Annotated in this window: 16 protein-coding genes; 12 read left to right on the top strand and 4 right to left on the bottom strand. The window is 70.3% G+C overall.

All coding sequences use genetic code 11. From position 1 onward, the window contains the following. The first annotated feature begins 485 nt into the window (after nucleotides 1-485). Complete coding sequence (locus AB0M95_RS29525) at nucleotides 486-611, top strand: hypothetical protein (protein ID WP_363771368.1); 126 nt, start codon at nucleotides 486-488, stop codon at nucleotides 609-611. Nucleotides 612-751: 140 nt separating this feature from the next. Beyond that, nucleotides 752-1,912, top strand: coding sequence for a glutamate--cysteine ligase (locus AB0M95_RS29520; protein ID WP_363771365.1), 1,161 nt, complete (start codon nucleotides 752-754; stop codon nucleotides 1,910-1,912). A 100-nt stretch (nucleotides 1,913-2,012) separates the two neighbouring features. On the opposite strand, the gene AB0M95_RS29515 is transcribed toward AB0M95_RS29520, so the two are convergent. Together AB0M95_RS29515 and AB0M95_RS29510 are read right to left on the bottom strand one after the other, a co-directional pair. Then, a complete protein-coding gene (locus AB0M95_RS29515; protein WP_363771362.1) occupies nucleotides 2,013-3,608 on the bottom strand; it encodes an NAD(P)-binding domain-containing protein in 1,596 nt (531 codons plus the stop codon). A 221-nt stretch (nucleotides 3,609-3,829) separates the two neighbouring features. Next, nucleotides 3,830-4,216: a hypothetical protein gene (locus AB0M95_RS29510; RefSeq protein ID WP_363771359.1), complete on the bottom strand. Its 387-nt coding sequence runs from the start codon at nucleotides 4,214-4,216 to the stop codon at nucleotides 3,830-3,832. 575 nt (nucleotides 4,217-4,791) lie between these two features. Here AB0M95_RS29510 and AB0M95_RS29505 point away from each other — a divergent pair. Beyond that, nucleotides 4,792-5,187, top strand: coding sequence for a nuclear transport factor 2 family protein (locus AB0M95_RS29505; RefSeq protein ID WP_363771356.1), 396 nt, complete (start codon nucleotides 4,792-4,794; stop codon nucleotides 5,185-5,187). A gap of 234 nt (nucleotides 5,188-5,421) precedes the next feature. Here the strand turns inward: AB0M95_RS29505 and AB0M95_RS29500 are convergent, their stop codons facing one another. Then, entirely contained in the window at nucleotides 5,422-6,114 is a 693-nt protein-coding gene (locus tag AB0M95_RS29500; RefSeq protein ID WP_363771353.1) for a carboxymuconolactone decarboxylase family protein, read from the bottom strand. Nucleotides 6,115-6,349: 235 nt separating this feature from the next. Between AB0M95_RS29500 and AB0M95_RS29495 the strand changes: the two genes are divergently transcribed. The 9 genes from AB0M95_RS29495 to AB0M95_RS29455 all read left to right on the top strand — a co-directional run bounded on the left by AB0M95_RS29495 (nucleotide 6,350) and on the right by AB0M95_RS29455 (nucleotide 20,123). After that, nucleotides 6,350-6,577, top strand: coding sequence for an acyl-CoA carboxylase subunit epsilon (locus AB0M95_RS29495; protein WP_363771350.1), 228 nt, complete (start codon nucleotides 6,350-6,352; stop codon nucleotides 6,575-6,577). 176 nt (nucleotides 6,578-6,753) lie between these two features. After that, nucleotides 6,754-7,746 (top strand): DUF1702 family protein, encoded by a 993-nt coding sequence (locus tag AB0M95_RS29490; RefSeq protein ID WP_363771347.1) that lies wholly within the window; start codon nucleotides 6,754-6,756, stop codon nucleotides 7,744-7,746. A 225-nt stretch (nucleotides 7,747-7,971) separates the two neighbouring features. Continuing rightward, entirely contained in the window at nucleotides 7,972-8,955 is a 984-nt protein-coding gene (locus AB0M95_RS29485) for a DUF1702 family protein (RefSeq protein ID WP_363771344.1), read from the top strand. Further along, the gene (locus AB0M95_RS29480; RefSeq protein WP_363771341.1) at nucleotides 8,952-10,916 is read left to right on the top strand and encodes a CRTAC1 family protein; all 1,965 of its coding nucleotides are present in this window, start codon (nucleotides 8,952-8,954) and stop codon (nucleotides 10,914-10,916) included. The genes AB0M95_RS29485 and AB0M95_RS29480 overlap by 4 nt, the downstream gene beginning before the upstream one ends. A gap of 5 nt (nucleotides 10,917-10,921) precedes the next feature. Then, complete coding sequence (locus AB0M95_RS29475) at nucleotides 10,922-11,908, top strand: enediyne biosynthesis protein (RefSeq protein ID WP_363771338.1); 987 nt, start codon at nucleotides 10,922-10,924, stop codon at nucleotides 11,906-11,908. Further along, nucleotides 11,905-17,715, top strand: a complete 5,811-nt coding sequence (locus AB0M95_RS29470) for an SDR family NAD(P)-dependent oxidoreductase (protein ID WP_363771335.1) — start codon at nucleotides 11,905-11,907, stop codon at nucleotides 17,713-17,715. Before AB0M95_RS29475 ends, AB0M95_RS29470 begins: the two co-directional genes overlap by 4 nt. Nucleotides 17,716-17,718: 3 nt before the next feature. Beyond that, on the top strand, nucleotides 17,719-18,147 hold the full coding sequence (locus AB0M95_RS29465) for an acyl-CoA thioesterase (RefSeq protein ID WP_358510777.1): 429 nt from the start codon (nucleotides 17,719-17,721) through the stop codon (nucleotides 18,145-18,147). 30 nt (nucleotides 18,148-18,177) lie between these two features. Continuing rightward, a complete protein-coding gene (locus AB0M95_RS29460) occupies nucleotides 18,178-18,717 on the top strand; it encodes a flavin reductase family protein (protein ID WP_358510775.1) in 540 nt (179 codons plus the stop codon). Further along, a complete protein-coding gene (locus AB0M95_RS29455) occupies nucleotides 18,714-20,123 on the top strand; it encodes a cytochrome P450 (RefSeq protein ID WP_363771332.1) in 1,410 nt (469 codons plus the stop codon). The genes AB0M95_RS29460 and AB0M95_RS29455 overlap by 4 nt, the downstream gene beginning before the upstream one ends. 524 nt (nucleotides 20,124-20,647) lie before the next feature. On the opposite strand, the gene AB0M95_RS29450 is transcribed toward AB0M95_RS29455, so the two are convergent. Next, entirely contained in the window at nucleotides 20,648-21,412 is a 765-nt protein-coding gene (locus AB0M95_RS29450; protein ID WP_363771329.1) for an AraC family transcriptional regulator, read from the bottom strand. Between the last annotated feature and the right edge of the window lie 457 nt (nucleotides 21,413-21,869).

Raw genomic sequence — 21,869 nt, 5'->3', positions numbered from 1 at the left:
AACACCCCCCACAACACCTCCCACCCCACCCCCCCCACCGCCCCCACCGCCCCCACCGCCCCCACCGCCCCCACCGCCCCCACCGCCCCCACCGCCCCCACCGCCTTACGCACCGTCGCCGACACGATCTTCACTACGGCGACGCCTGTTCGGGGTCCCTCTATGGCGGAGGGCCATGGGCGGGCGACGGGCAATGGGGGCGCGCGCCGCGCGAACGGAAGACGAACACGCCCGGGACGAACACGCCACGCCGGAAGAAGACGGGCGCGTCTTGGCGGACGACCATGGACGGGTGGCGGGGTCGGCGGGCGCTCCGGGCGTGGTTGTACGCGGCTACCCACGGCGGAGGTGGTCGTCACCGAGATGCTGCCCGACTGCGAAGACCTGTGGTGGAGACCCGACGGCGATCCCGTCTGCGCGGCACTGCGCACCAGTTGCCTGGTGTGGTGGGAGCGCGCGTCCGCAACGCGACCGGGAGGAGACCCATGAGCACCGACGCCGAAACCGGAGCACGGCCCGAGGAGGCCCCCGTCACCGGCATGGCGCGCTACCTGAGGCTGACGCCGGCGCTGCGCCGTCCGGCGGCGTCCGCCCCCGAGGCCGCGGTGTAGATCTCGTTCCGGTCTCGTCCCGGATTCGTCCGCCGGTCGGTTCGGCCGGTGGCCCGTGCACGCGAGGCACGGCTCGGTAGCGTGTCCTGGTCCGTGCGCGGCAGGGGTCACGCGTGATCATTTCTAAGGTGGGAAGAAAGATGACGGCGACCGCAGAGTCGGCGGAAACGTTGCCATATGACCCGATCTGCCCGCTCATGGGGGTGGAGGAGGAGTACTTCGTCGTCGATCCGGCGACGCGCGAGGTGGCGCCGCGCGGGGCGGAGGTCGTCCGGCGCGCGGCGGACCGGCTGCACGACCGGGTCGGCCTGGAGATCACCATGTACCAGGTCGAGGCCAAGACGCCGCCCTGCGCCCGGGTGCCCGAGCTGGAGCACGAGCTGCGGCGCATGCGCGCCGAGGTCGCCGAGGCGGCCCGCGCCGAGGGGCTCGCGCCGGTCGCGTCGGGCACCCCCGTGCTGGGCGACTACGTGCCGCCGCTCATCCACGACGACCCGCGGTACGCGGTCGGCATAGCCAACTACCGCTCGTTGCACGACGAGCAGGCCATCTGCGCGGCGCACGTCCACGTCCACCTGCCCGACCGCGAGCGCGCCGTGCTGGTGAGCAACCACCTGCGGCCGTGGCTGCCCTTGCTGATCGCCCTGATGGCCAACTCGCCGTACTGGCGGGGCCGCGACACCGAGTACGCCTCCTACCGCACGTTGTGCTGGGGCAAGTGGCCGGTGGCCGGCCCGCCGCCGTACTTCTCCTCGCTCGCCGAGTACGAGGACCTCGCCGCCGCGCTCGGCGAGTCGGGCGCGCTGGTCGACCCCGGGACGATCTTCTGGGACGTACGGCCCTCGGCGCGCCTCCCCACGCTGGAGGTCCGGGTGACCGACGTCGCCGGCACGGCGGAGGAGTCCGCGCTGCTGGCGGCGATCGTGCGCGCGCTGGTCGTGGTCTCGCTGGAGCGGGTCGAGCGGGGCGACCCGGGCCCTCGCCTGTCGGGCGAGCGGCTGCGCGTCGCGTACTGGCGCGCGGCCCGCGACGGCCTGGCCGGGCACGGCATCGATCCGCTGACCGGCCGCCTGAGGCCCGCGGAGGACCTGGTCGACACGCTGCTGGCGCACATCAGGCCCTCGCTCATCCGCACCGGCGACCTGTCCGTGGTGAGCCGGCGGCTGGAGCGGCTGCTGACCGGCGGCACCGGCGCGGCTCGCCAGCGCGCCGCCCACGCCATGCACGGGCGTCCGTCCGACGTGGTGGACCATCTGATCGCGCACTTCACCGGCCCGGCGCAGCAGGACGGGCCCGCCTGACGCGAACGCCCGGCCGAGAATGACGAGGCCGGTCACCCGGGCACGCGCCCAGGTGACCGGCCTCGGTCGCCGTCAGGAGCCGATCGTCAGGAGCTGCTGGTCAGAAGCCGATCGTCGGGAGCCGATCGTCGCCGGGCCGGAGCTGTTCACCCAGGAACCGGCACAGCGGCTCCACGTGCCGGACGGGGTCGAGCCACCGCGCCTGCAGGTCCTCCAGCAGGTGCCGCTCGGCGACCTGCTCGCCGCGCCGCCACACCCGGATCACCGGGTGCAGGAACGCGCTCTCCTCGGCGCGGTCCGGCGTCGGGTGCCGCTCGATGGCGAACACGTCGCCGTAGTCCTGGCGGCCCCACCGCAGCGTGACGGTGAACATGAGCTCTTCGTCGGCGAAGCGCTCGGCCGCGTAGTCCTCCGGCAGGTCCTCGTACCGCTGGAAGTTCCCGGACGCCTTCTCCAGCACGTACGCGTCGGAGAGGTACTCGAACTGCGTCCACAGCGCGGAGCTGTAGTTGGCCCGCTCCAGCATGGTGCCGGTCAGCGCGTCGGGGTTGGCGGGCACGACGTGCCGGGGGATCGGCGTCCCCTCGTAGCGCTCGGCGAGCAGGGCGGCCAGCGTGCGCAGGTTGTAGCGGAAGCCGTCGATGAACGCCGAGGACGCCTTCTTGAAGTCGCGGGCCTGCATCAGCGTGCCGGCGAAGTACAGGCCGTCGACGTTGGCCGACTGGAAGTCCGGGCGGATCGCCGGGATGCGGCCGTTCGGCGCCCGCTCCGGCGTGCAGGACGCGTCGAAGATGTCCCCGTCCATGGTGAACCCGGTGCAGCGGATCACCGCGTCGTACTCCAGCAGCGCCTGCTCGCCCTGCGCCAGCGTGTAGGTGATGGCCGTCTTGTAGGCGTCGCCCTCGCGCCAGATGCGGTCGATCTGGCACTCCAGCACGGCGTGCAGGGTCTTGAACCAGTAGCTGTCCAGCAGCGACCCGTACTGGCCGCGCACGTGGCCCGGGTGCTTGCTCGTCCACGCGAGCTTGACCGGGTTCGGGCTGGCCATGTGGATGATCGCGGCGTGCGGCAGCAGGGCGTGGGCCGTCTCGAACGCCGAGTTGCCCTTGCCGATGATCAGCACCCGCTTGCCGGTGAACTCCTCACCCGAGGTGCTGACGTCCTCGTAGCCGGACGCCAGCTCGATGCCCGGAATGTCGGGGACGTGCGGGCCGCCCCAGCCGGTCGCCACGATGAGGCACTCGGCGCGGAACACCTCGTCCCCGGAGTGGACGACGAACCGCCCGTCCACCTTCTCGATGCGGTCGACGGCGGTGTCGTACCGCACGTTGAGCGCGTGCTCGCGCTGGAAGTCGGCCAGGTAGCGCAGCAGGTCGTCCGCGGCGGGGAAGTACTCGCGCGAGTAGTTCGGGAACAGCAGGTCGGGGGAGTCGTTGAGCAGGGAGTTCCAGTCCCAGCGCAGCAGGATCTCCGGGTCCTTCTCGACCGTGTTCACCTTGTTGAGCGAGATCAGCCGGCGGTGGCGGGGGAAGCGGCGGAAGAAGCCCCCGGGGGCGTCCTCGCGCTCCAGGGTCAGGTAGTCGGCGCCCGCGCGGTCGAGGAAGTAACTGAGCTGCAGGCCGGCGGGACCGGCTCCAATGATGAGGTAGCGGTGCGTGTGCTCGCGTGGATCCGTCGCCGGGCTGGTCTCGGGCATGGGCGGTCCTCCTGCGGGGGGACGTGAACGCCGCGCTCGCGGCATGGGCAGGTCATCGCGACGCGCTTCGGCGGCGTTCGGCCTGCTGCGCGGCCCCCCTATCACCGCCATGGGCGCGAACACGATCGAATTCTAGGTCGGGGTGATTCCACCCGAGAGATGATCAGCCGCAAGATACCGGCCTGATAGGGGGTGCCCCTAGCAGGGGCGACCGGCCGGGCTCACCCCTTCTGCGAATCCACCGGCAGGGCGAGGTAGCCGTCTTTGGTGATGCGCTCGGCCCGCGCGGCGTAGCTCGCGGGGTCGTCGGGCGCGAACGTCGCGAGGCCGTCGACGTAGCGGTTGTACATGCAGAAGGCCGCCGCGATGAGGACGGTGTCGTGGATCTCCCGGTCGGTCGCGCCGGCCGCGCGGGCGGCGGCGACGTCGGCCTCGGTGACCCGCTTGCCGCTCTGCTGGACGTGGCCCGCGATGCCGAGCAGGGCGCGGAGCTTTTCGGACACCGGAGCGGCGCCGAGGGCATGGACCCGCTCGACCAGGTTCATGCCCTCGGGGAGCTGCGCCGCGGCGTAGGCGGCGTGCGAGGATTGACGCGCTCTCTCTGGCATGAATGCCGGAGATTCAGCCTGTGCCACGCGTGCGGCACTTCTGCGGCTTCCTGCTTCACCGACCTGCGCCACCGAAGCGGTCTTACCGGGTCTCCACAGGCTTTCGAACCCAAGGGCTCCGTTCCCACCCGTCCAGCGGTACCTGACGCGAGCAGGCTAACAGACGCCGATCCGCCTTGGCGGCGGATCGGCTTTCCCTGCCCCGCTAGGCGGGAGAGTCCGCTTCACCCCCGGCCTGAAGGCCGGAACACTACGAATTCCCGGCTCGTCGGAACCGAGGGTGATATGGGGCATGAAGCTCCTTAACCGGCCCTTGAGTGACGGGGACTCCGCCTCGTGGCCCTGGCGCGATCGCATCTCTCCGACGAATGCTCATGTTCGCTAGTGAACGACCGCCTGTCAACGGACGGGATTTTTCGTATGGGGTGTCCGAAATAGGGGTCAATTGGCTAATCCGTTAGGTCCCATGGCGCGCTGGTAAGTCTGTCCTTACTCCCTTTTGTTCTGTGCGATCTTCTCGCGTAGCGTGCGGTCGCGCCCTCGGAAAGATCCACACCGTTCATGAGGAGGCCGTCATGTCCGCACAACCCGACATCACCAGAGCCAAGGCCAGCTACGAGGCGATCATCAAGGGAGACCTCGACTACGTACGCGACAACCTGCTCGCGGACGACGTGGTCTTCCACGTGCCCGGCCAGGGCAAGCTGGCGGGAGACTACCGCGGCAAGGCCGAGGTGGTCGGCTATCTCGCGCGGTTGGTCGACGTCACGGGCAACACCATGCGCTACGAGCCGGACGCGTTCCTCACCGACGAGGACCGCGTCGCGGTGATGCTCCGCATCACGGGCGAACGTGGGGGGAAGACGCTCGACGAGCGCGGCGTGCACGTGTTCCGCCTCGTCGACGGGAAGATCGCCGAGCGCTGGAGCTTCCCGCAGGACTCCTACGTCATCGACGAATTCTTCGGCTGAGCCGCGCCTGTCCGGCTGAGCCACGCGCCCGCGCGGCCGGCGATCCCGTGCCGGGGCCGACGGTGTCCCCGCGCGACGGCGGGACGACCGCGCCGCCAGGCCCGTTTTCCGATGGCTCCATGAGGAGACCCGGCCTCGCGCGGAAAACGGGCGGGCCGGGTGTCCGATCAATACCGTGAGTTTTTGTCACGCGGCCTTCTCGGCCGTGGAACGCCGGGCGCCACCGGCTCCCGATCAGGACGCCAGAAGTTCCGTTGTGCCGTTCACCGCGATGTATCCGTCGCTCATTTGGGCCCGCGCCATATAAACGGCCGGGTCGTCGGGCGTGAACGTCGCGAGGCCGTCGACGTAGCGGTTGTACATGCAGAAGGCCGCCGCGATGAGGACGGTGTCGTGGACCTCGACGTCCGTCGCGCCCGCCGCCTTCGCCGCCTCCACCTGCTCGGAGGTCACCTGCCGCGCGTCCTCCTGGACCGTGCCGGCGATGCGCAGCAGCGCCCGCAGCCTCTCCGAGACGGGGGCGGTGTCCAGGTCCTCGCAGACCTGCTCCACCAGCGTCATCCCCTCGGGCGCGCGGACGGCCGCGAACGCCGCGTGGGTGTAGAAGCAGAACCGGCACTTGTTCCGCGCGGACACGTACGCCGCGATCAGCTCACGCTCGCCGCGGGTCATCGTGCTCTCGCCGCACAGCAGCACCTCGGATAAAAGGATCAGCGGGTGCGCCGTTTCCGGGCGGTACCGGAAAAGCGCGCGAATCCCGGGTTCGTTGCTGTCAAGGGGAATGTGCGGCTCCGAGGTCCTGCGTTCACCGAGCGGCACCGCCGGGAGGCGTTGCGGCCATTTCAGGTGAGCCTTCACGTTCTCGTTCTCGGGCGTCGCCGAGGCGGTCGCTTCCGGCCGCTCCGGGTATGTCACCGAGTTCGTCATGTCGAAACCCTTCTCTCTTCTCGCCGTGTCGGCGCATTTGTAACTCTGCGTCGCCGGGAAGCGGGAAGACGAGGTTCCGCGGGCTCATGAAGCTGCGGGGCGATACCCGCTAGATGCGACGTCAGAGCCTTGACAGTGGTTTCACCGCGGCCCTGACGGGGCTGCGCAAGCGAGAAGATGCCGACGGTGGCCGGCGCCGGAGACGATCGGGAGAGACATCGATCGGGGGTGTGCCGTGGCGAGCGACTCGAAGCTCGAAGTCGTCCGCGGCAACCCGTCTCCGGAGGAGCTCGCGGCGTTAATGGTAGCGCTTGTCGTGCGCGCTGCGCAGCACCAACTGGGCCAGGAGGTCCCCGCGGATCCGCCGCCCGCGACCTCGGAGTGGGCGGAGCGCACGCGCCCCGGGCGGCCGGGCCAGGAGGCCCGCGGCAGCGCCTGGCGTCTCAGCGGCTGGGCTCGTTAGCGGCCCCCGTATATTCCCCTGCCCGGTTCCGGGCATCGCTCCCGCACGTTATTACGGATCACCACATAGCACCCGCAATACGGGAGATGTATCTCTCCTAGAGCTTATATGACCATGAAATGGTCCAGCTGATGTGAGTAACCGTCATCGGCTGACGGTGAAACGTGAGGAGCATTATGCCTACCCTGTTCGGTTCGCTGCGCAGACTCTTGTTGACGCCGTCGCTGGCCGAGGTGACTTTCGGTGAGCGCGGCTTTCCCGTGACCCCGACGGATGCCACACGGCGGCTGGAGGCCATTCCGCAGTCGGTGATCTGTGGTTTCGAGTGGGGAATCGACGCGCGTGACCAGTGGGAGGTCGAGCGCCGCCTCAGCCTGGTGGACCCGGAGTACCGGGGGTTCGCCTACGAGGGCGCGACGATGGCCTTCACGGTCGTGGACGCGATGGGGGGCGGTCGCGGTCACCGCACCCGTGACCTTTTGATGGGCCCCGGGCAGCCGCATATTTTCCTCACCTATATCGGCATCGGTTTCGCCATGGCCCGCCTGCCGAGGCCGCTGTGGAAGAAGGTCATGCCCGACCTGACCGGCTCGGCGTACTACCCGACGATGAGCTGGCTCGCCGTCGACGGGTACGGGTTCGACCGCGCCTACTTCGAGACCAGGCGCTGGGTGGACGAGCAGCGGGTGCCGGCCGCGTACCCCTGGGAGGGCTCGCCGGACTACTTCCTGCGCGCGGTGGACCAGGGGATCGGCCGGGCGCTGTGGTTCATCCACGGCGGCCAGGCGGCCGACGTCGCCGCCCACGTGCGCGCGTTCGCCTCGCACCGGCAGGCCGACCTGTGGAGCGGCGTCGGGCTCGCCGCCACCTTCGCCGGCGGCGCCGAGGCCGAGGTCCTCGCCGTCCTGCGCGCCGAGGCGGGCGAGTACCGCCCCGAGCTGGCCCAGGGCGTCGTCTTCGCGGCCAAGGCCCGCGACTTCGCGGGATTCGTACCACCCCACACCGAACTGGCCACCTCGGTCCTCGCCGGGCTCACCGTCGGCGGCGCCGTGGCGCTCGCGGACGACGCGGCCGTGAGCGCCTCGTCCTCGGACGTCCCGGCATATGAATTGTGGCGGCGCGGCGTGCGCGCGCGTTTCGCGTCCACGGACGCCGCCGTCGCGGGCTGATTCCTCCCTTTCCCGAGAATCTTCCGGGACGGGGTCGTCCGGCCCGCGGTATCGCGCGGGCCGGAGATATTAATTCGCCGTACGGCCTGCTCAGGCATGCCCTGAAATGCGCGCGAACGGCCGAATGCGCACATTTGAAGTGGACCCGATATCAACCCGTACGTCTACAGTTAACCAGACACCGCCCCCTGGAGAAGGGGAAACTCCAGCGGGAAGGAGAGGTAATTGGCCAGCCTTCTACGGTCATTGAGGCGTCGAATTCTCACGCCGAACGTCTCGGAGACGAAACTCTCGACGCGTGGTTTCCACGTGAAGGACTCGCAGTCTCGGGAGCTGCTGGAGACGGTCGGTGAGATGTTCCTCACCGGCTTCGCCTACGCCGCCGAGGCGCGTACCCCGGCCGACGCCGTGGAGCGCTTGGAGATGCTCCCGATGCGCTTCCGCGGGTTCGCCTACGAGGGCGCGGGCATGGGCTTCGCGATCCTCGACGCCATGCCGTTCTCCGGCGGGCGCAAGGTCGCCGACTTCCTGGCCGACCCGCAGGGCCAGAACCAGACCGACCTGATCTACGTCGGCGTCGGGTGGGCCATGGCCCGCCTGCCGAAGTTCCTGTGGTCGAAGATCCACGCGCCCGACCCGCTGCTGAAGTGGCTGGCGCTCGACGGATACGGCTTCCACCAGGCGTACTTCCACACCGACAAGTACGTGCGCGGGCAGTACCAGGATCCCGCGTTCCCGTGGCCCGCCGGCGGCCCTCCCGGTTACGCCAACCGCGTCATCGACCAGGGCATCGGACGGGCCATGTGGTTCGTCGGGGGCACCGACGTCGACGTCGTGGCCGACCTCATCGAGACCTTCCCCGAGCGCCGCCGCGGCGACTTGTTCGCCGGCTCCGGCCTCGCGGCGACCTACGCCTGCGGCGTCGAGGAGGGCGAGCTGCGCAGGTTCCGCGAGCGGGCCGGCCAGTACCGCCCCCAGCTCGCCCAGGGCTCGGCCTTCGCCGCCGAGGCCCGTTTCAGGCCGGGGCTCGTCGTGCCCTCCACGGAGCTCGCGACCAGCATTCTCTGCGAGGCCACGGCGGAGCAGGCGGCGATGGTCTGCTACGAGACCATTCCCGACCAGCCTGACCAGGGCGATGTGCCTGCCTACGAAGTGTGGCGCACACGCATCGCCGATCAACTTGTAACCCTTGGAGGTGTTAGCCCGTGACTGCGACCCTTGGCTGGCTTCGCAGACAGCTACCGGGAATCGTCGCTCTCGTGCTGGTCACGAGCGCTTTCTTGATCGCCCGCCTGCCTAGCTACTCCGCCGCCGAAGCGGCGACCGTCGCGAGCAAGTTCTCGTTCAAGCCCCAGTCCATCGCGCTGCCAAGCGGATACACCCAGAAGTCGATCCGCCAGGTGAACAAGGACTACAAGCACATCGACGCGTGGATCTCCTCGGTCGGCGCGGCCATCGCGATGAACGACCTCGACGGCGACGGCCTGTCCAACGACCTGTGCCTCGTGGACACGCGCATCGACCAGGTCGTCATCACCCCGGCCCCGGGCGCGAAGTCGGACCGGTACGAGCCGTTCGTGCTGAAGAGCACACTGCCGATGAACGACGTCATGGCGCCCATGGGCTGCGTCCCCGGTGACTACAACGAGGACGGCCGCATCGACCTGCTGGTCTACATGTGGGGCCGCACGCCGATCATCTACCTGGCCCAGCCGGGCGCGACCAAGCTCAACGCGGACGCCTACAAGTCCGTCGAGCTGGTGCCGGGCCCGAACTCGGCCGACGGCAAGTACACCGGCCCGCAGTGGAACACCAACGCCGCCACCGTCGCGGACTTCGACGGCGACGGGCACGACGACATCTTCATCGGCAACTACTTCGCCGACGGCCCCGTCTTGGACCCGAAGGTCGCGGGCGGCGTGCACATGAACCACTCGATGTCGGCCGCGCACAACGGTGGTGGGGACTACTTCTTCCGCTGGACGGGCGTCATCGGGGGCACTCCCGCCTACCAGCGTCTGGACGACGTCCTGCCCGAGGACGAGGCCAAGGGCTGGGAGCTCGCCGCCGCCGCCACCGACCTGGACGGCGACCTGCTTCCCGAGCTGTACCTGGCCAACGACTTCGGCCCGGACCGGATGTACTACAACCGGTCCACCCCCGGCCAGATCAAGCTCTCCCTCGTCGAGGGCGTGCGCTCGCCGATCGTCCCCAAGTCCAAGTCCGTCGGTCACGACTCCTTCAAGGGTATGGGCGTCGACTTCGGCGACCTGAACCACGACGGCATCTACGACATGTTCGTCAGCAACATCACCACCTCGTGGGGCATCGAGGAGAGCAACTTCCAGTTCATGTCCACGGCCAAGAACCAGGAGGACCTGCGCGCCAAGCTGCGTGACGGCGTCGCCCCCTGGGAGGACAAGAGCGGTCCGTCCGGCACGGCGTGGTCCGGCTGGGGCTGGGACGTGAAGATCGACGACTTCAACAACGGTGGCGAGCTGCAGATCGCCCAGGCCACCGGCTTCGTGAAGGGTCAGACCGACCGCTGGCCGCAGCTCCAGGAGCTCGCCACGGCGAACGACGAAATGCTGCAGAACCCGTTCTGGTGGCCGAACGCGACCGCCGGCGACGACATCGGCGGCAACCAGACCCTGCACTTCTTCGTGAAGGGCCCCTCGGGCCGCTATGTCGACCTCGCCAAGGAGCTCGGCCTCGCCATCCCCGTGCCCACCCGCGGCATCGCCACCGGTGACGCCGACGGCGACGGCCTGCTGGACTTCGCGGTCGCCCGCCAGTGGGACGCTCCGGTCTTCTACCACAACCAGAGCCAGGACGCCGGCGCGTTCGTCGGCCTGCGCCTCACCCACGCCGCCCCGCCCGCCAAGACGGCGAAGGGCACCCTGGCGGCCCCCGGCTCGCCGGTCATCGGCGCCCAGGTCTGCGTGATGACCCCGGACGGTAAGAAGTTCATCGCCCGCGTCGACGGCAGCAGCGGCCACTCCGGCCGTCGCAGCACCGACGTCCACATCGGCCTCGGCCCGAACATCTCCGGCCCGCTGAAGGCGGAGATCCAGTGGCGTGACCGCGCGGGCGCGAAGCACAAGCAGGAACTTCAGCTGACCACCGGCTGGCACTCGCTCGAGCTCGGCCAGCAGGCCAAGGAGAAGTGATCGAAATGGTAGACACGAAGCCCGCCGCGCCACCGCGTCACGATCCCAAGGTCGTCATCGCCCTGCGCAACTTCGCGATGTCGATCACCGTCTTCAACATCGTCGGTTACACGATCCTCGGGTTCGAGCAGCCGTGGACCTGGCCCTTCCTCGCCGTCGGGGTCGGTTACGCGACCGAGATCGGGCTTGAGTACATCAGCGCGCGGGTCGAGGGCCGCACGCCGCGCTACATGGGCAACGGCATCCGTGGCCTGCGCGAGTTCCTGTACCCCGCGCACATCACCAGCCTTGCCATGAACATGCTGACCTACGTCAACGACCAGGTCTGGGTCCTGATCTTCGGCGTGGTCGTGGCCGTCGGCGCCAAGTGGGTGCTGCGGGCCCCGGTGAAGGGCCGCATGCGGCACTACATGAACCCGTCGAACTTCGGCATCGCCGTCATCCTGCTGGTGTTCCCCTGGGCGAGCATCGCTCCGCCGTACCACTTCACGGAGAACATCGACACGTGGGCCGACTGGCTGATCCCCGGCCTGATCATCATCGGCGGCACGATGCTGAACGGCAAGCTCACCGGCCGTATGCCGCTGATCATGAGCTGGATCGGCGTCTTCGCCCTCCAGGCCGTCCTTCGTGGAATCTTCTTCGGCACCTCCATCTCGGCGGGTCTCGCCATGATGACCGGTGTCGCGTTCGTCCTGTTCAGCAACTACATGATCACCGACCCGGGTACGAGCCCGTCCAAGCCGGCCTCGCAGGTCGTGTTCGGCGGCGGCGTTGCCCTCCTGTACGGCCTGCTGACGGCCGTGCACATCTCGTACGCGCTCTTCTTCGCCACGGCCGGCGTCTGCGCCATCCGCGGCGGGTTCTTCTGGGCGCTCCACTTCGTCAACAAGGCTCGCGAGCAGCGCGAGGCGGCCCAGGCTCCGCCGCCGCTTCCGCCGCTGTCCGTCGACACGGCCTCGGCCAACGGTAAAGAGGTTGCCACCGTATGACCAGGATCGCGATCGTTGGCATGGCGTGCCGATATCCGGACGCCACGTCGCCGAGAGAGCTCTGGGAGAACGCTCTCGCCGGTCGCCGCGCCTTTCGAAGACTGCCCGACGTGCGCATGCGTCTCGAAGACTACTGGGATCCCGATCCGGCGACCCCGGACACCTTCTACGCGCGCACGGCGGCGGTCATCGAGGGCTACGAGTTCGACCGGGTCCGCTACAAGATCGCCGGCAGCACGTACCGCTCCACAGATCTGACCCACTGGCTCGCTCTCGACATGGCGGGCCAGGCACTGGCGGACGCGGGATTCCCCGGGGCGGAAGGCCTGAACCGGGAACGCACCGGCGTGGTGGTGGGCAACACCCTCACCGGCGAGTTCACCCGGGCCAACGTCATGCGGCTGCGCTGGCCGTACGTCCGCCGCACGGTGGGCGCGGTCCTCAAGGAGCAGGGCTGGGACGACGACCGTCTCGCCACGTTCCTCGCCGACCTCGAGGCCACCTACAAGAACCCGTTCCCGCCCGTCGACGAGGACACCCTGGCGGGTGGCCTGTCCAACACCATCGCCGGGCGCATCTGCAACCACTTCGATCTGCACGGCGGCGGCTACACCGTCGACGGCGCGTGCTCCTCGTCGCTGCTGTCGGTGACCAACGCCTGCAAGAGCCTGATCGACGGCGACATCGACGTCGCCATCGCGGGCGGCGTCGACCTGTCCATCGACCCGTTCGAGATCATCGGGTTCGCCAAGACCGGCGCCCTGGCCAAGGGCGAGTTCCGCCTGTACGACCGGCACTCCAACGGCTTCTGGCCGGGCGAGGGCTGCGGCATGGTCGTGCTGATGCGCGAGGAGGACGCCCTCGCGGCGCGCCACCGCGTCTACGCGACCATCGCCGGTTTCGGCATCTCCTCCGACGGCAAGGGCGGCATCACCCGGCCCGAGGTCAGCGGCTACAAGCTGGCGCTGAAGCGGGCCTATGAGCGCGCCGGGTTCGGCATCGAGACCGTCGAGCTGTTCGAGGGTCACGGCACCGGCACGGCGGTCGGCGACAAGACCGAGCTGACCGCCCTGTCCGAGGCGCGCGCGGAGGCCGGCGCCTCGGACAAGCCCGCCGCCGTCACCTCGATCAAGGGCATGATCGGTCACGCCAAGGCGGCGGCCGGCGTCGCCGGGCTCATCAAGGCCGCGATGGCCGTGCACGAGCAGGTGCTGCCGCCGACCATCGGCTGTGTCGACCCGCACGACATCCTCACCTCCGACTCGGCCACCCTGCGCGCGCTGCGCAAGGCCGAGCCGTGGCCCGCCGGCGCGCCCGTGCGCGCCGGCATCACGGCCATGGGCTTCGGCGGCATCAACACCCACGTCGTGCTGGAGAAGACCGGACCGCGCAAGCGGCTGCTGTCCACGCGCACCCGCCAGCTCGCCGCGTCCGCGCAGGACGCCGAGCTGCTGCTCGCGGACGCCGCGACGCCGCAGGCGCTGCGCGACCGGCTCGCCGAGCTGGCCGACTTCGTCACCCAGGTCTCCTACGGCCAGGTGGGCGACCTCGCCGCGACGCTCCAGCGCGAGCTGCGCGACCTGCCGTTCCGCGCCGCCATCGTCGCGACCTCCCCGGAGGACGCCGAGCGGCAGCTCCGGCGGGCGATCGACGCGCTGGACGCGGGCGAGACCAGCCTGTTCTCGCCGGACGGCCGGGCGTTCCTCGGCCACGCCGACGGCCCGGGCCGGGTCGGCTTCCTGTTCCCCGGCCAGGGTTCCGGACGCGGCACGAGCGGGGGCGCGCTGCGCCGCCGCTTCCCCGAGGTCGAGGAGATCTACGTCCAGGCGGACCTGCCCACCGCCGGTGACATGGTGGCGACGGCCGTCGCCCAGCCGCGCATCGTCACCGGCTCGATGGCGGGCCTGCGCGCCCTGTCCCTGATCGGCGTGGACGCCGAGGTCGCCGTCGGGCACAGCCTCGGCGAGATCTCGGCCCTGCACTGGGCCGGTGCGATGGACGAGGACGTCCTGCTGCGCGTGGCCACCGTCCGGGGCAAGGCGATGACCGAGCACAGCAGCGCCACGGGCACCATGGCAGGCGTCCGCGCGACGCCGGACGCGGTCATCGACCTGCTCGGCGACCTGCCCGTCGTCATCGCCGGGTACAACGGGCCCGAGCAGACCGTGGTCGCCGGCACCGTTGAGGCGATCGAGGCGTTCGGGGCCAAGGCCACGGCCGCGGGCCTGAAGTGGACCCGCCTCGCGGTGTCCCACGCCTTCCACTCGCCGCTGGTCGCCCCGGCCGCCGACGAGCTCGGCGCCGCGCTGGAGCACGAGGAGTTCGGCGCCGTCGAGCGGCAGGTCGTCTCCACGGTCACCGGGGAGACGCTGCCGTCCGGCACCGACATCCCGGCGCTGCTGCGCGCGCAGATCACCGACCCGGTGCTGTTCACGCAGGCGGTCGAGCGCGCGGCCAAGGACATCGACCTGTTCGTCGAGGTCGGCCCCGGCCGGGTGCTCAGCGGGCTCGCGGCGTCGGTGACCGAGGTTCCGGCCGTGCCGCTGGACACCGACGACGAGTCGCTGACCGGGCTGCTGCGCGTGGCCGGCGCGGCGTACGTCGTCGGCGTCCCCGTCGTGCACGAGGAGCTGTTCCACGGGCGGCTGCTGCGGCCGCTGGAGGTCGGCGCCCGGTTCTCGTTCTTCCAGAGCCCTGTCGAGCAGGCGCCGACGGTCGAGATCACCGGCACCGTCCGCCGGGACGCCGTCGCGGTTCGGCCCGAGGCCGCCGCGCCGGCGGTCACGCAGACCGGGGAGACGGGCGAGGCCACCGAATCGAGCATCGACCTGCTGCGCCGCCTCGCGGCCGAGCGGGCCGAGCTCCCCATCGAGATGGTCGGCGAGGACGCGCGCCCGCTGGACGAGCTGCACCTCAGCTCGGTCACGGTCATGCACATCATCGACCAGGCCAGCCAGAAGCTCGGCGTCCCCGCCTCGCACGCGCCGACCAACCTCGCCACGGCGAGCCTGCGCGAGCTGTCGGAGGCGCTGGACGAGCTGGCGCAGAGCGCCAAGACCGCCGCGCCCGCCGGCCCGGCGATCGTCGTCGGCGCGGCCCCGTGGTCGCGGCCGTTCGCGGTCGACCTGGACGAGCTGCCGCTGCCCGCGCGCGCTTCTCCCCAGGAGAACGGCCCGTGGCAGCTCTACGCGCCGGGGGACTCCCCGCTGGCCGCGCCGCTGCGCGACGCCCTGGAGAAGGGCAAGGTGGGCTCCGGCCTGCTGGTCGTCCTTCCCGAGGAGTGCGCCGAGGCCCACCTGGAGCAGGCGCTGCGCGCCGCGCAGGCGGCCGTCGCCGCCGCTCCGGGCACGCGCTTCGTCGCCGTCCAGCACGGCGCCGGCGCGGCGGGCCTGGCCAAGACGCTGCAGCTCGAGGCGCCGCACCTGCGCACCACCATCGTCCACATCCCCCCGGGCCCCGAAGCCGTCGCCCGGATCGTGGACGAGGTCGCCGCGACGACCCGGTTCTCCGAGGTCTTCTACGACGACCAGGGTGCGCGGCGGGTGCCGACGCTGCGCGCGCTGCCGACCCGTCCGGCCCGCACCGAGCTCCCGCTGGGCGAGGGCGACGTGCTGCTGGTCACCGGCGGCGGCAAGGGCATCACCGCCGAGTGCGCCCTGGCCGTGGCCACCGACACCGGAGCCAAGCTGGCCGTCCTCGGCCGCTCGGCCCCGGAGGACGACAAGGAACTGGCCGACAACCTGAAGCGGATGGCGGACTCCGGCGTGACGGTGCGGTACGCCCGCGCCGACGTCACCGACGCCGCCAAGGTCGCCGCCGCCGTGGCCGAGCTGTCGGCCGCGCTCGGGCCGGTCACCGCCGTGCTGCACGGCGCCGGCCGCAACGAGCCGGCCGCGATCACCGGCCTGGACGCCGCCGCGTTCCGCCGCACCTTCGCCCCGAAGGTCGACGGCCTGCGCAACGTCCTCGACGCGATCGAGCCCGGGAAGCTGCGCCTGCTGGTGTCGTTCGGCAGCATCATCGGCCGGGCCGGCCTGCAGGGCGAGGCGCACTACTCCACCGCGAACGACTGGATGGCCGAGCTCACCCGCGAAGTGGGCGAGACGCACCCCGGCTGCCGGGCGATCTGCATGGAGTGGTCGGTCTGGTCCGAGGTCGGCATGGGCGAGAAGCTCTCGGTGGTCGACTCGCTCGGCCGCATGGGCGTCACCGCCATCACCCCCGAGCAGGGCGTGGAGATCATGCGCCGGCTCGTGTCCGACCCCGACGTGCCCGCCACCGTGGTCATCAGCGGCCGCACGCAGGGAATCGACACCGCGCGCTACGACCTGCCGGAGCTCCCGCTCCTGCGGTTCGTCGACAAGCCCCTCGTCCACTACCACGGTGTCGAGCTCGTCACCGAGGTGGAGATGAACGCGGGCACCGACCTGTACCTCGCCGACCACCTGCTCGACGGCAACCTGCTGTTCCCCGCCGTCTTCGGCATGGAGGCGATGGCCCAGGCCGCCCAGGCGGTCACCGGCCGCACGACCGCGCCGGTCATCGAGGGCGCGGAGTTCAGCCGTCCGATCATCGTGCCGCCGGAGGGCAGCACGACGATCCGCGTCGCCGCGGTCGTCACCGACAGCGGCGACGACGGCGAGGCCACCGTGGAGGTCGCGATCCGCAGCGCGGAGACCGGCTTCGAGGTCGACCACTTCCGCGCGAAGGTGAAGTTCACCGGCGAGCCGGTGCCGGACGGCCCGCCCGTCCAGATCGGCGAGGGCCTGCCGGTCGTCCCGCTCGACCCGCCCACGGAGATGTACGGCGACACGCTGTTCCAGGGCGGCCGTTTTCACCGCCTGCGCCGCTACCACCGGGCCGCCGCGCGCCACGTCGACGCCGACGTCGCCGCGATCTCCGCGCCCGACTGGTTCGCCGGCTACCTGCCCGGCGAGCTGCTGCTCGGCGACCCGGGCATGCGCGACGCGCTCATGCACGGCAACCAGGTCTGCGTCCCGGACGCCACCCTGCTGCCGACCGGCATCGAGCGGGTGTACGCGGGCGGGGCCGCTCTCGCCGCGGCCGGTGAGCTGCGGTACTGCGCCACCGAGCGGCTGCGCGACGGCGACACCTATATATACGACATCGCCGTCCGCACCGCGGCCGGTGAGGTCGTCGAGCGGTGGGAGGGTCTGCGTCTGCAGGCCGTCCGCAAAAAGGACGGCCGCGGCCCGTGGGTCACCCCGCTGCTCGGCTCCTACGTCGAGCGCACGGTGGAGGACCTGGTCGGCACCCGCGTGGCCGTCGCCGTCGAGCCGTACGCGGAGGGCGCCGACGACGACGCCACCCGCGAGGCCCGCACGGCGGTCGCGGCGGGACGCGCCGCCGGCCGTCCGGTCACGCTGACCGCCGGACCCGGCGGCAAGCCGGTCGCCGACGGCGGCCCGGCGGTGTCGGCCGCGCACGGGGCGGGGCTCACGCTCTGCGTCGTCGCGGACGGGACGACCGGAACCGGCGTGACGGAGGTCACCCACCACACGGCGACCCAGTGGAAGAAGCTGCTGGGCAAGCACCTGCCGCTGGCCAAGCAGGTCTCGGCCGAAACGGGCGAGGAGCTCGACACGGCCGGGGCCCGCGTGCTCGCCGCCGTCCAGAGCCTGCGCGACGCCGGTCTCGAGGGCGCCCCGCTCACCCTCGCCTCCGGGCGCGGGGAGGCCTGGGCGGTGCTCGCCTCGAACGGGGTGCGCGTCGCGACGCTGGTCACGACGCTGCGGGACGCGGCGAAGCCGGTGGCCCTCGCGGTGCTCACCGAAGGGAGGCCGTAGGCCATGAGCAAGTACTTCGAGTACCAGCACACGGTCGGCTTCGAGGAGACCAACCTCGTCGGCAACGTGTACTACGTGAACTACCTGCGGTGGCAGGGACGCTGCCGCGAGTTGTTCCTCTACCAGAGGGCGCCGGAGGTGCTCAAGGACCTGCAGGACGACCTGAAGCTGTTCACGCTGAAGGTCGACTGCGAGTTCTTCGCCGAGATCACCGCCTTCGACGAGCTTTCGATCCGGATGCGGCTGGTGGACCTCGCGCAGACACAGGTCGAGTTCAGCTTCGACTACGTCCGCCTGGACGGGGGCGACGGCGAGACGCTCGTCGCCCGCGGCCGGCAGCGGGTGGCGTGCATGCGCGGGCCCAACACCCGGACGGTCCCGGCCAGGGTGCCCGACGCTCTGGCGAAGGCACTCGAACCGTACGCGTCCTAGGCGCGGATTCTAGATGAGCAGGAGGAAAGCGTGAACGTCGACAACTCCGCGCCAACCCGCCCGGCGACCGAGGCGAAGACACTGCGGCGAGCGTTCGGGGCGTTCGCCACCGGGGTCACGGTGGTGACGACCGGCGGTGACGTCCCGCACGCCATGACCGCCAACTCCTTCACCTCGGTGTCGCTCGATCCGCCGCTCCTGCTGGTCTGCGTCGACCGCGGCGCGCTGATGCACCAGTACCTCAGCGCGTCGCGGTACTTCGGGGTGTCGGTGCTCGCCTCGCACCAGGAGGCGGAGGCCCTGCACTTCGCGGACCGCCACCGGACGCTTGGAGCCGCCCAGTTCGACCGCGTCGACTGGTACCCCGGGCGTCAGAGCGGCGTCCCGCTGCTCAGTGGCACCCTCGCCAGCTTCGAGTGCGCGATGTGGCGGGCGTACGACGGCGGGGACCACACGATCTTCATCGGCGAGGTCCTGAACCTGCACCAGCCGACCGACATGGAGGCGCTGCTGGTGTTCAAGGCCAAGTTCCGCCAATTGAGTCCCGATTGGAGCGAGGTACCGGCGTGACGCTGACCGGACCCAAGGCCACGGCATCCGAGCGGCGGTCTTCGGACGGCCGCCGGGTGCCGCCCGGCCCGCCTTTGTGGGCCGGGCCCGGCCTTTTCAAGAAACTGGCGAAGGACCGGCTGGCGCTGATGGAGCAGGCCGCCACGTACGGCGACGCGGCGAAGCTGTCCATCGGCCCGAAGACCCTCTATTTCTTCAACCATCCCGACCACGCCAAGCACGTCCTGGCGGACAACAGCGGGAACTACCACAAGGGAGTCGGCCTGGTCCAGGCGCGCCGGGCCATCGGCGACGGCCTGCTGACCAGCGAGGGCGAGCTGTGGCGCAAGCAGCGCAGGATGATCCAGCCGGTCTTCCAGAACAAGCGCATCTCCCAGCAGGCCGGGGTCATCGCCAAGGAGGCGGCCGACCTGGTGGAACGGCTCCGCGCCAAGGGGGCCGAGGGGCCGGTCGACGTCGTCCAGGAGATGACGTGGCTCAGCCTCGGCGTGCTCGGCCGCACGCTGCTCGACGCCGACCTCGGGGAGTTCGCCTCGATCGGGCAGGACTTCGAGGCCGTGCAGGACCAGGCGATGTTCGAGCTGGTGACGCTGAGCAAGGTGCCGATGTGGGTGCCGCTGCCCAAGCAGATCAGGTTCCGCCGGGCCCGCAACGACCTCCAGCGCATCGTCGACCATCTGGAGGCCGAGCGGCTGAAGTCGGGCGAGCTCGGGGACGACGTCGTCTCCCGGCTGATCGCCTCGACCCGCGAGGAGGCCGACCCCTGCGTGGGACGGCTGCGCATGCGGGACGAGCTGGTCACGCTGCTGCTGGCCGGGCACGAGACCACGGCGAGCACGCTGTCGTGGACGTTCCACCTGCTGGACGGCCACCCCGAGGTGCGCGAGCGGCTGCGCGCGGAGGCGGTGGAGGTGCTCGGCGACCGGCTTCCGGTCTACGAGGACCTGCACCGGCTGAAGTACACCGCGATGGTGGTGGAGGAGGTCATGCGCCTCTACCCGCCGGTGTGGATGCTGCCCCGGGAGGCCCAGGGTGACGACGAGGTCGGCGGCTACCACGTGCCGGCCGGTGCCGACGTCCTGATCAGCCCCTACACGCTGCACCGGCACCCCGCCTTCTGGGACCGGCCCGAGGTCTTCGACCCGGAGCGCTTCGACCCCGACCGGCCGGGTGGCCGGCCGCGGTACGCCTACATCCCCTTCGGCGCGGGGCCCCGGTTCTGCGTCGGCAACCACCTCGGCATGATGGAGGCCACGTTCGTGATCGCCATGGTCGCGCGTGACCTGCGCCTGGCCAAGGTGCCGGGGTACAAGGTGGTCCCCGAGCCCATGCTGTCGCTACGGGTGCGCGGCGGTCTGCCGATGACCGTCCACCCCGTCCGCGACGCCGGGGGCGCCGGGGCCTGATCCTCGTTTCGCGGCCCGGGCCGCCGCACGGTTCAGGCGGGCATTCGCTTCCCGAGTCTGCCCGCCTGTTCCGGCCGGCTTCCGCCGTCTGTTCGCGCTTTCGGGAACGTCGTCCTTTTCCACGGCGGCTTCAGGGGGCGCATTGCCGCGCGCTTCGCGGCCGATTTCACATTCACGCCGCGGCGCCGTCTCGATTCACCTGGGCCCGATTCACGTGGGACGGCGCCGTTTCGCGCGGGAACCGCCCATTAACCGACGGGGACGGCGTGCGCGCGCGAATGCGGGGCCCCGGCATGCCTGAATAAGGGCGAAGGTGGGGTTGTTCGGGGGCCGGCCCATGAAATGAGGGGCGGTCTCTGGGTGTCGCCCGCGTTACCCAGAATGGCCGGGATATGAGCTGCCCGGCTGGGACCGGCTTCCCGCACGGTCCGTCTCACGGATAAGCGTTGAACCCTTGTCTCATGGAAAGGACGGGCCCGGCCGCGGCCCGTCCGGCCGCCGTGCGCCGCGTGCGCGGCGACGGCTCAGTGGGTGAGCTGGGGAACGTCGAGCAGGTCGCGCAGCGCGAGCAGCACCGGAGGGTCGAGGGGACGCATCGGACGAAGCTGCAGGTGAGCCAGCTTGGTGTCCGTGCCGGGCCGTACACTGATCGGCCCGTGGCGCCCGATGCACAGTCCCTCGTCCGAGCCGGCGGGGTGGAGGACGGCGTCCTCCCTGCCGGGGGCGACGGACTGGGCCATCAGGTGCCATTCCCCCTGTGGGACGTCCTCCAGCACGAAGGGCCCCGGCCTGCGGAGGATCGTGTATCGGATGGGCTTGCCCTCGAGGATCCTGTCGGGGAACAGCCCGGCGAAGATGGGCTGGTCCTTGAGCGGGGAGGAGATGTCGCCCCTAATGGTCGTCATCGGCCTGTCCCGCTGGGGAGCCGGTTCCGTTTCGGTGCTGATCTGCGGCGTGATGCTCTTGAGCTGCCGGTATTTCGTGGGAGAGAGCCCGACGCTCGCGGTGAACCGCGAGCTGAAGGTTCCCACGCTCGAATAACCGACCGTGTGGCTGATGTCGGTGACCGTCAGCGACGTGGTCGTGAGCAGCCGCTTGGCCTCCTGGAGCCGCACGGCCGACAGGAACCGGCCGGGCGACAGCCCCGTGACCCGCTGGAACACCCGGGAGAAGTGGAACTTGCTGAACATGGCCGTGCGGGCCATGTCGTTGATCGTCAGCTGCTCACCGAGGTTCTCGTGCATGCTCTTGACGACCCGAAGGACGGCTTGCTCAATCGCGTTTTCCATGGCTCCTCCCGTGCGCTGGAGGCGCTGTGAGAATTGACCCCGAATTGACACGGGAGAACTCGTCATCGCGAGTATCTGTCATCTGCTCAACACTCCAATACAGCGAATGGAACCCATTCGGCTGCGGTGTGATATCCGGAACAAACGACGCCCGACGACGACGCATCGACGGCACTTGGCCATGGCATCAGAATTGAGTGCCGCACCTTCTGCGACAACCCCTAGCCGCCCCCTGCCTGCCCATATCCGCTTCGGGTGGCTCGGGAATCACCCGGATCCTTTACGCCGAATGACCGCCGCGCCGGGTGACGCGCATGCGCGTTCACCGGGAACTATCCGCGCGGCGATGTCGCGGATGCCGGGCGTTAGGGGGTGTTCGTCCGGAATGCGAAAGCAACTCAGGAGATGCACCTCTTCGGGCGATGCCGTTCCATGAACTGGTCAGCAGCCCGACCTG

Source organism: Sphaerisporangium sp. NPDC051017, from assembly GCF_040683095.1.
Classification (GTDB): Bacteria; Actinomycetota; Actinomycetes; order Streptosporangiales; family Streptosporangiaceae; genus Sphaerisporangium.
The sequence above is the reverse complement of the archived record's forward strand: the minus strand, read 5'-3'. Positions and strand labels throughout refer to the sequence as shown.

What these genes read in the sequence shown, in the direction of transcription:
- AB0M95_RS29525 (WP_363771368.1), top strand. Translation starts at nt 486, where the DNA reads ATGAGCACCGACGCCGAAACCGGAGCACGGCCCGAGGAGGCCCCCGTC.
- AB0M95_RS29520 (WP_363771365.1), top strand. Translation starts at nt 752, where the DNA reads ATGACGGCGACCGCAGAGTCGGCGGAAACGTTGCCATATGACCCGATC.
- AB0M95_RS29515 (WP_363771362.1), bottom strand. Translation starts at nt 3,608, where the DNA reads ATGCCCGAGACCAGCCCGGCGACGGATCCACGCGAGCACACGCACCGC.
- AB0M95_RS29510 (WP_363771359.1), bottom strand. Translation starts at nt 4,216, where the DNA reads ATGCCAGAGAGAGCGCGTCAATCCTCGCACGCCGCCTACGCCGCGGCG.
- AB0M95_RS29505 (WP_363771356.1), top strand. Translation starts at nt 4,792, where the DNA reads ATGTCCGCACAACCCGACATCACCAGAGCCAAGGCCAGCTACGAGGCG.
- AB0M95_RS29500 (WP_363771353.1), bottom strand. Translation starts at nt 6,114, where the DNA reads ATGACGAACTCGGTGACATACCCGGAGCGGCCGGAAGCGACCGCCTCG.
- AB0M95_RS29490 (WP_363771347.1), top strand. Translation starts at nt 6,754, where the DNA reads ATGCCTACCCTGTTCGGTTCGCTGCGCAGACTCTTGTTGACGCCGTCG.
- AB0M95_RS29475 (WP_363771338.1), top strand. Translation starts at nt 10,922, where the DNA reads ATGGTAGACACGAAGCCCGCCGCGCCACCGCGTCACGATCCCAAGGTC.
- AB0M95_RS29470 (WP_363771335.1), top strand. Translation starts at nt 11,905, where the DNA reads ATGACCAGGATCGCGATCGTTGGCATGGCGTGCCGATATCCGGACGCC.
- AB0M95_RS29465 (WP_358510777.1), top strand. Translation starts at nt 17,719, where the DNA reads ATGAGCAAGTACTTCGAGTACCAGCACACGGTCGGCTTCGAGGAGACC.
- AB0M95_RS29450 (WP_363771329.1), bottom strand. Translation starts at nt 21,412, where the DNA reads ATGGAAAACGCGATTGAGCAAGCCGTCCTTCGGGTCGTCAAGAGCATG.